The following is a 7,426-nucleotide window of genomic DNA, read 5'->3' as shown; positions in this document are numbered from 1 at the left end:
AGCAGGAGAACCCGGGCCTCACGAAGGTCGTCGAGGCGCTGCAGGGCTTCGACGTCTACACCTCCTTCTGGTTCTCCGCGATCTACCTGCTGCTGTTCATCTCGCTGGTCGGCTGCGTCGTCCCGCGCCTGAGGCACCACTGGAAGGCCGTCAGGAAGGCGCCGCCGCGCACGCCGTCGCGGTTCACCCAGCTGCCCGCCTCCTCCTCCGTCCGGATGGCGGGGGTGAACGTCGACGACGCGGTCGCGGCGGGCGAGCGGGCCCTGAGGGCTGCGCGGTATCGCACCGCCCGCTATGGCCGGAGCGTCTCGGCCGAGCGGGGGTACCTGCGCGAGAGCGGGAACCTGCTCTTCCACGGCGCGCTCGTCGGGGTGCTCATCACGGTGTTCATCGGCGGTGGGTTCACCTACACGGGGCAGAAGGTGCTCGTGACCGGCTCGACCTTCGTCAACAACGAGGCGTCCTATGACTCGCTGACCCCCGGCCGGTTCTTCGGCGAGGACTCGTTGTCGCCGTACGCGCTGACGCTCGACGGGCTCGACGTCACGTACGAGCAGCAGAACGTCGCCGCGCTCGGCCAGCCGCTCGACTACACGGCGCACGTGACCACGCGGCTGCCGAACGGGTCGGCGAAGAACAGCATCATCAAGGTGAACTCGCCGCTCGACATCGGTGGGACGAGCGTCTACCTGCTCGGCAACGGCTACGCGCCGGAGTTCACCGTGACCAATGCCGACGGCACGGAGGCATTCCACGGAGCGGTCCCGTTCCGGCCGCAGAACGAGCAGATGGTCTCCCTCGGTGTCGTCAAAGCGGCTGAGACGACCGATCAGAAGAAGCAGATCGGACTCGTCGGGTTCCTGTACCCGACCGCCCAGGAGCAGTCCGACGGCTCCTACACCTCGATCTTCCCGAGCGTCGGATCGCAGAGCCTGGTCTCGTTCCGGGTCTATGAGGGTGACCTCGGGCTGAACGCGGGCATCCCGAGGAACGTCTACGAGCTCGACACCTCGAAGATGGAGGAGGTCGCCGGCATCAAGGACCCCGTCCAGCTCACGATCGGGCAGACGAAGACGCTGCCCGACGGGCTCGGCACCGTGAAGCTCGACGGCATCGTCCGATATGCCGCATTCGACATCCACCACGACCCGTCCCAGGGACTCGTCGCGCTGTTCGTGGGCCTCGCCGTGCTGGGGCTGATCGTCTCGCTGCTCGTGCCCCGGCGGCGCATGTGGATCAAGGTGCGCCAGGACGGCGACGACATCGTGGTCGAGTACGCGGGCCTGGCCCGCGGCGACGACCCCAACCTCGAACGGGCGGTGGCGGAGCTGGAGCGGCAGCACAGGGCGGCGCTGCCGGCGGCTGCCCGAGAACCGGCGCGGGTATGAGCGGCGCCGGGGGTGCAGCGGATCTGACCGACCCCTCCGATCCCGCAGGGCGGGCTGCGTCGAGACGTAGGCTGCAATCGTGAATCCGCTCGACAACCTCTCCGAGCTGCTCCTGATCTCGGCGATCGCGGTCTACGTCGTCGCGTTCATCGCGTTCGCGCTCGATCTCGCACGCCGCTCCGCCGAGTCGCAGGCCCAGGTCGTCCTCGTCCGAGGCGACGAGAGGGTGTCGGAGTCCTCCTCCTCCGGCGGCACCGCGCTGCTGACGGCAGCCCCGCCTGCGCCTCCCGCCGATCCGATCCGCGCCCGTCGTCCTGCGGCCCGCACCGGCATCTCGCTGATGCTCGTCGGCGCCGTCCTGCACCTGGGCGCCGCCCTGCTCCGCGGGGTCGCCGCCGGACGGGTCCCGTGGGCGAACATGTACGAGTTCGCCATGACCGGCACGCTGATCATGGTCGTCGTCTTCCTCCTCGCCCTGACCCGGATCGACCTCCGGTTCCTCGGTGCCCCGATCGCCGGATTCGTCGTGCTGCTGCTCGGCATCGCGACCGTCAGCTTCCACGTCGCGGTGTCGCCGCTGCCGCCGGCTCTCCAGTCGTACTGGCTCGTGATGCACGTGCTGGTCGCGATGCTCGGCACCGGGTTCTTCACGCTCGCCGGAGCCCTCTCGGTCGCGCAGCTGCTGCAGGTGCGGCGCGTCCGGCGCGTCGAGTCCGGACACCGGGACCGGCTGAAGCTGCTCGCGACGATCCCGGACGCCGACCGGCTCGAGAACCTCGCGTACCGCATCAGCGTCGTCGGCTTCATCCTGTGGACGTTCACGCTGATCGCCGGTGCGATCTGGGCCGACCACGCCTGGGGTCGCTACTGGGGATGGGACACCAAGGAGGTGTGGACGTTCATCATCTGGGTCGTCTACGCGGGCTACCTCCACGCGCGGGCGACGCTCGGCTGGCGCGGCACGGGCTCGGCGTGGCTGAACGTGATCGGCTACGCCTGCATCCTCTTCAACTTCGGCGTCGTGAACGTGTTCTTCCACGGCCTGCACTCCTACAGCGGCCTGCCCACCGCCCCGAGCTGACCGGGTTCTTCGTCGTTCAGGAAAAAGCCGCGCGAAGCGCCGCTTTTTCCTGAACGACGAAGAATCACATGTCCTGAAGCAGGGTGTGGGTCCGTCGGATCCGGGCCGTCCACCAGGCGGTCCGATCGGCGTCCGCGGACCAGCGGTCGAGGAGCATCGGTGACGGCGTGATGCGTCGGATCGGGATCTGGCCGTCTTCCGGGAGCAGCGGATCGTCGGTCACGTCCGCGGCCAGCAGCGCCGCGGTGCCGAGGCCGCAGTCGTAGGGCAGATCCGGCAGCGCGGCCGCCAGGTGCGCGCCCATCGACAGCCCGATGGAGGTGTCGAGCGCGGAGGAGACCACGGCCGGCTTCCCGAACCGCTCCACGAGGCCGAGTGCAGCTCTGATGCCGCCGAGCGGAGCCGCTTTGACGATGACCACGTCGACGACCCGAGCGGCGGCGGCCGGGTCCCGAGCGCGCCGGATCGACTCGTCCGCGGCGATCGGAATCCGGAGGTCCTGCACGCGGGAGCGCAGCTCCGCCAGCTCGTCGACCGATGCGCACGGCTGCTCGACGTACTCCAGGTCGAACGACGCGAGCAGGCGAAGCGCGTGCTCCGCCTCGTCGACGTTCCAGGCCGCGTTCGCATCGAGCCGGACCCGCCCCTCGGCGCCGAGCGCCTCCCGCACCGCGCGCACCCGGGCGAGATCGTCGACGAGTACCGACCCGGGCTCCGCGACCTTGATCTTCGCGGTGCGGCAGCCCGGGAAGCGCGCGAGCACGCTCGCGACGTCGGCAGCCGGGAGCACGGGCACCGTCGCGTTCACGCCGATCGTCGTCCGACGGAGCGCGGGCGACGGGGACCAGCCGAACTCGATCGCCGCGGCCAGCCACCTGGTCGACTCGGCATCGTCGTACTCGACGAACGGCGCGAACTCCGTCCATCCCTCCGGACCCTCGAACAGCGCGGCCTCCCGCACGGTGATCCCGCGGAAGCGGGTCACGAGCGGCAGCGCGATGACACGGACGGAACCGAGCACGTCGTCGAGGTCGGGCAGCACCGCTCGATTCTGCGCCCGTAGGGTGAACGCATGCCCGTCTCGGAACTCTTCGACCCCGAGGTCTGGGCGCCGTCCCCTGTCGCGCGGGACTTCACCGACATCACCGCGCACCGCAGCCTCGACGGCCGGATCGTGCGGATCGCCTTCGACCGGCCCGAGGTGCGCAACGCGTTCCGGCCGAAGACCGTCGACGAGCTGTACCGCGCGCTCGAGGATGCGCGGACCGATCCGAAGGTCGGCGTCGTGCTGCTCACCGGCAACGGGCCGAGCGCGAAGGACGGCGGCTGGGCGTTCTGCTCGGGCGGCGACCAGCGCATCCGCGGCCGCGACGGCTACCGGTACGAGGGGGACGAGCAGGCCCCCTCCGGTGGCCGACTGCACATCCTCGAGGTGCAGCGGCTGATCCGGTTCATGCCGAAGGTCGTCATCGCCCTCGTCCCCGGCTGGGCGGCAGGAGGGGGACACTCCCTCCACGTCGTCTGCGACCTGACGATCGCCTCCGCCGAGCACGGCCGCTTCAAGCAGACCGACGCCGACGTCGGCTCGTTCGACGGCGGATACGGCAGCGCCTACTTCGCCCGCCAGATCGGCCAGAAGGCCGCCCGCGAGGTGTTCTTCCTCGCCCGCGAGTACTCCGCGCAGCGCGCGTACGAGCTCGGTGCGGTGAACGAGGTCGTGCCGCATGCGCGGTTGGAGGCGACGGGCATCGAGTGGGCCCGGACGATCCTCGGGAAGTCGCCGACCGCGATCCGGATGCTCAAGTTCGCGTTCAACGCCGCGGACGACGGCATGGTCGGGCTGCAGGTCTTCGCCGGCGAGGCGACCAGGCTCGCGTACGGGACCGAGGAGGCGCAGGAGGGCCGCGACGCGTTCCTCGAGAAGCGCGACCCCGACTGGTCCGGCCACCCGTACAGCTTCTGATGGACGCGGCCTAGCCGTGCGCGATCTCGCGATCATCGCGGACGACCCGGACACGATGATCGCCGCTATCCGGGCCGCGCTCGACGGGACCGGGCCCGCGGTGCTCCCGATCGCTGCGGGGTCCGCTGCGCCGGACGCCCCCGCACGTGTTCCGCTGCCGGTGGCCGTGGTGGTCGCGACGTCCGGCACGAGCGGGACCCCGAAGCTGGTGGCGGTGTCGTCGGGCGCGCTGCTCGCCTCCGCCACCGCGACGGAGGGGGCGCTCGGCGGTCCGGGGGAGTGGGTGCTCGCGCTGCCCGGCCACTACATCGCCGGCATGCAGGTCGTCGTGCGAGCCCTCGCCGCCGGCACGGAGCCGGTGCCGATCGCGCCCGGCCCGTTCACGGCGCAGGCGCTCGCCGCGACGGTGCTCGCGCTGCCGGGCGATCGGCGCCGGTACACCGCACTCGTCCCGACGCAGCTGCACCGCGTGATCGAGGCCGTCGAGGCGGGCGACCCGCAGGTTCGGAGCGCCGTTCACGCGCTCGACGCGGTGCTGATCGGCGGCGGCAGGCTGCCCGCCGGGCTCGCCGACCGGGCGGCGACCTCCGGGGTGCCGATCCGCCGGACCTACGGCGCCTCGGAGACCGCCGGCGGCTGCGTCTACGACGGCGTGCCGCTCGCCGGCGTCGAGGTCCGCGTGGTCGACGGGGAGGTGCAGCTGTCCGGCCCGACGCTCGCCGAGGGCTACCTCGGCGACCCGGAGCGGACCGCGGGCGCCTTCCTCCAGGAACCGGGACGCCGTTGGTACCGCACGGGCGACGCGGGGGAGTGGGACGGCGGCCGCCTGTCGATCGTCGGTCGCCTCGACGACGTGATCATCACCGGCGGCGAGAAGGTCTCGCTCGGGCTCGTCGAGCGGGCGGTGCAGGCGCTGCCCGGCCTCGGTGAGGCGCTCGTGGTGCGCGCCGCCGATCCGGAGTGGGGTGACGTCCCCGTCGTGATCGCGACGCGGGACGTGGACCTCGCGGTGGTACGCGCGGCGGTCGCGGACACGGTCGGTCGCGCGGCAGCCCCGCGACGCGTCGTCGTGGTGCGGGAGATCCCCCTCCTGCCATCCGGCAAGCCCGACCGTCGAGCCCTCGCCGCCCTCGCCGCCTCCTCCTAGTTCGTTTCATATATCCGGGGATCTGCGCCCGCAGCGCGCAGATCCCCGGATATATGAAACGACCGGGGCGCACGGGCTCCGTCCGAGCGATCTCTAGAATCTCCCGCCGTGGCGAAGGTGAGCTCGGCCAAGCGGCCTCCGGCGCGGAGGCGTCCGGGTGCGCCGGCGCGCGGGGCCGTCGCGCCGCAGCGCGCCGGCGTGCGCGGCTGGCTCGGCGCCTCCCGACCCCGCACGCTGCCGCTGGCGATCGCACCGGTCGCGCTCGGCACCGGAGCGGTGTGGGGGCAGCGGCTCGACGGCACCTACTGGCTCGCGTTCCTGGCCCTCGCCGTCGCGTTGCTGCTGCAGATCGGCGTCAACTTCGCCAACGACTACTCCGACGGCGTCCGCGGCACCGATCGCTACCGCGTCGGCCCGTCCCGCCTCACCGCCTCCGGCGCTGCGGCGCCGCGGACGGTGCTCCTCGTCGCCGTCATCTGCTTCGTGCTCGCCGCCGCCGCCGGTGCGGTGATCGTGATCGTCACGCAGCAGTGGTGGCTGCTGGCAGTCGGCGCCGTGGCCATCGCGGCCGCCTGGTTTTACACCGGCGGCACGCGGCCATACGGCTACGCGGGGTTCGGGGAGATCGCCGTGTTCCTGTTCTTCGGCGTCGCGGCGACCGCAGGGACGAGCTTCGTCATCGCCGGCGTCGTGCCGGCGGAGAGCTGGTTCTGCGCGCTCGCGATCGGCTGCATCGCCTCCGCGGTGCTCGTCGTGAACAACCTGCGCGACATCGAGCAGGATAGGACCGCGGGCAAGCGCACGCTCAGCGTCCGGATCGGGGCGCGCGCCAGCCGCATCCTGTTCGGCATTCTGATGGCGGTGCCGTTCCTGGTGGTCGGCTACCTGACGCTGTTCTACCCGCTCGCGCCGCTCGTGTTCCTCGTACTGCTGCTCGCGGTGCCTGCCGTGCTGATCACGGCGACGGCGAGGACGGCGCGGGAGCTGGTCCTCGCGCTGAGCCTGACCGGGATCACCGCGCTGGTCTACGGCTTGGGGCTCGCGGCCGCGCTGTCGTTCTGAGCCGAGGTGCCGTCGACGACCTCGTCCTCGATCGACTCGTCGGAGACGACGCTGCGGGTCTCGGCGCGTTGCCGGAGCAGCTGGGCGACGGAGCCCCGCTGCCGGCCGAGCAGGATCATCGAGAGCGCGAAGCCGATGACCGCAGCGAGCACGGCCGAGATGATGGCGCTGCCGCCCAGCGCGTAGATGACCACCAGCGGCACCGCGAACAGCAGGATCCGCAGCGCCGAGTACGCGACGAACGGAAGGGCGAGGGAGGGACGCGGGCCGGCCATGACGCTCCGAGTGTAGGCACCGGAGGAGCGCCCACTTCGTCCGCGGGGGGAACGCCCCACCCCACAGCCGATTCCAACCTCCCCGGTCGGATCCGGGCGCGGCGCCGTCCTGGGACGCACGTACAGTTGCGGCTATGGCGCGACTGCTCGTGTTCGCGGCGCTCGCGGCGGTGGTTCTCGCCGTGTTCGCGATCGTCGACTGCGCCCTCACGGAGCGCTCGCGCGTGCGTGTCCTCCCGAAGGTGGCCTGGATCGTGATCGCCCTCATCCTGCCCGTCATCGGCCCCCTGCTCTGGCTCGTGGTCGGCCGCGGACCCGCTCGCCGTCGCCCGACGACCAGGGTGATCGGGCCCGATGACGACCCGACGTTCCTGGGCTCCACCGGCCGAACGCCGCCGCCGGTGATCGAGCGGGACGACGCCCGCTGGACCGAGCTGGAGCAGGAGCTCGCCAACCTCGACCCCGATGCCGACGACGAAGGTGACGCCGGTCGCCGCTGACGGTCGGCAT

Annotated in this window: 8 protein-coding genes; 6 read left to right on the top strand and 2 right to left on the bottom strand. The window is 71.6% G+C overall.

Features of this window, described 5'->3' with window-relative positions; genetic code table 11:
• Together ACFE67_RS01790 and ccsB are read left to right on the top strand one after the other, a co-directional pair.
• Positions 1–1,388, top strand: a 1,388-nt coding sequence (locus tag ACFE67_RS01790; protein ID WP_375405155.1) for a cytochrome c biogenesis protein ResB, incomplete at its 5' end; no start/stop codon positions are given.
• Positions 1,389–1,464: 76 nt separating this feature from the next.
• Positions 1,465–2,469: a c-type cytochrome biogenesis protein CcsB gene (gene ccsB, locus ACFE67_RS01785; protein ID WP_375405173.1), complete on the top strand. Its 1,005-nt coding sequence runs from the start codon at positions 1,465–1,467 to the stop codon at positions 2,467–2,469.
• Between the two features lie 64 nt (positions 2,470–2,533).
• Here ccsB and ACFE67_RS01780 read toward each other — a convergent pair whose 3' ends face one another.
• Positions 2,534–3,511 (bottom strand): o-succinylbenzoate synthase, encoded by a 978-nt coding sequence (locus ACFE67_RS01780; RefSeq protein ID WP_375405154.1) that lies wholly within the window; start codon positions 3,509–3,511, stop codon positions 2,534–2,536.
• Between the two features lie 30 nt (positions 3,512–3,541).
• Here ACFE67_RS01780 and ACFE67_RS01775 point away from each other — a divergent pair, with 30 nt between their 5' ends.
• The 3 genes from ACFE67_RS01775 to ACFE67_RS01765 all read left to right on the top strand — a co-directional run bounded on the left by ACFE67_RS01775 (position 3,542) and on the right by ACFE67_RS01765 (position 6,641).
• Complete coding sequence (locus ACFE67_RS01775; RefSeq protein ID WP_375405153.1) at positions 3,542–4,432, top strand: 1,4-dihydroxy-2-naphthoyl-CoA synthase; 891 nt, start codon at positions 3,542–3,544, stop codon at positions 4,430–4,432.
• 16 nt (positions 4,433–4,448) lie between these two features.
• Positions 4,449–5,579: an AMP-binding protein gene (locus ACFE67_RS01770; protein ID WP_375405152.1), complete on the top strand. Its 1,131-nt coding sequence runs from the start codon at positions 4,449–4,451 to the stop codon at positions 5,577–5,579.
• Positions 5,580–5,687: 108 nt separating this feature from the next.
• Positions 5,688–6,641 (top strand): 1,4-dihydroxy-2-naphthoate polyprenyltransferase, encoded by a 954-nt coding sequence (locus ACFE67_RS01765; protein WP_375405151.1) that lies wholly within the window; start codon positions 5,688–5,690, stop codon positions 6,639–6,641.
• Here the strand turns inward: ACFE67_RS01765 and ACFE67_RS01760 are convergent.
• Positions 6,605–6,916 (bottom strand): DUF4229 domain-containing protein, encoded by a 312-nt coding sequence (locus tag ACFE67_RS01760; protein WP_375405150.1) that lies wholly within the window; start codon positions 6,914–6,916, stop codon positions 6,605–6,607. The two genes, ACFE67_RS01765 and ACFE67_RS01760, sit on opposite strands and share 37 nt — an antisense overlap.
• Positions 6,917–7,050: 134 nt before the next feature.
• On the opposite strand from ACFE67_RS01760, the gene ACFE67_RS01755 reads away from it, so the two are divergent.
• Positions 7,051–7,416, top strand: coding sequence for a PLD nuclease N-terminal domain-containing protein (locus ACFE67_RS01755; protein ID WP_375405149.1), 366 nt, complete (start codon positions 7,051–7,053; stop codon positions 7,414–7,416).
• Positions 7,417–7,426: the final 10 nt, after the last annotated feature.

The organism is uncultured Amnibacterium sp. (genome assembly GCF_964244015.1).
Taxonomy (GTDB): domain Bacteria; phylum Actinomycetota; class Actinomycetes; order Actinomycetales; family Microbacteriaceae; genus Amnibacterium.
The sequence above is the reverse complement of the archived record's forward strand: the minus strand, read 5'-3'. Positions and strand labels throughout refer to the sequence as shown.

Bases quoted from the DNA above. Each gene is read 5' to 3' on its own strand.
- ACFE67_RS01760 (WP_375405150.1), bottom strand. From the start codon at position 6,916: ATGGCCGGCCCGCGTCCCTCCCTCGCCCTTCCGTTCGTCGCGTACTCG.
- ACFE67_RS01755 (WP_375405149.1), top strand. From the start codon at position 7,051: ATGGCGCGACTGCTCGTGTTCGCGGCGCTCGCGGCGGTGGTTCTCGCC.
- ACFE67_RS01775 (WP_375405153.1), top strand. From the start codon at position 3,542: ATGCCCGTCTCGGAACTCTTCGACCCCGAGGTCTGGGCGCCGTCCCCT.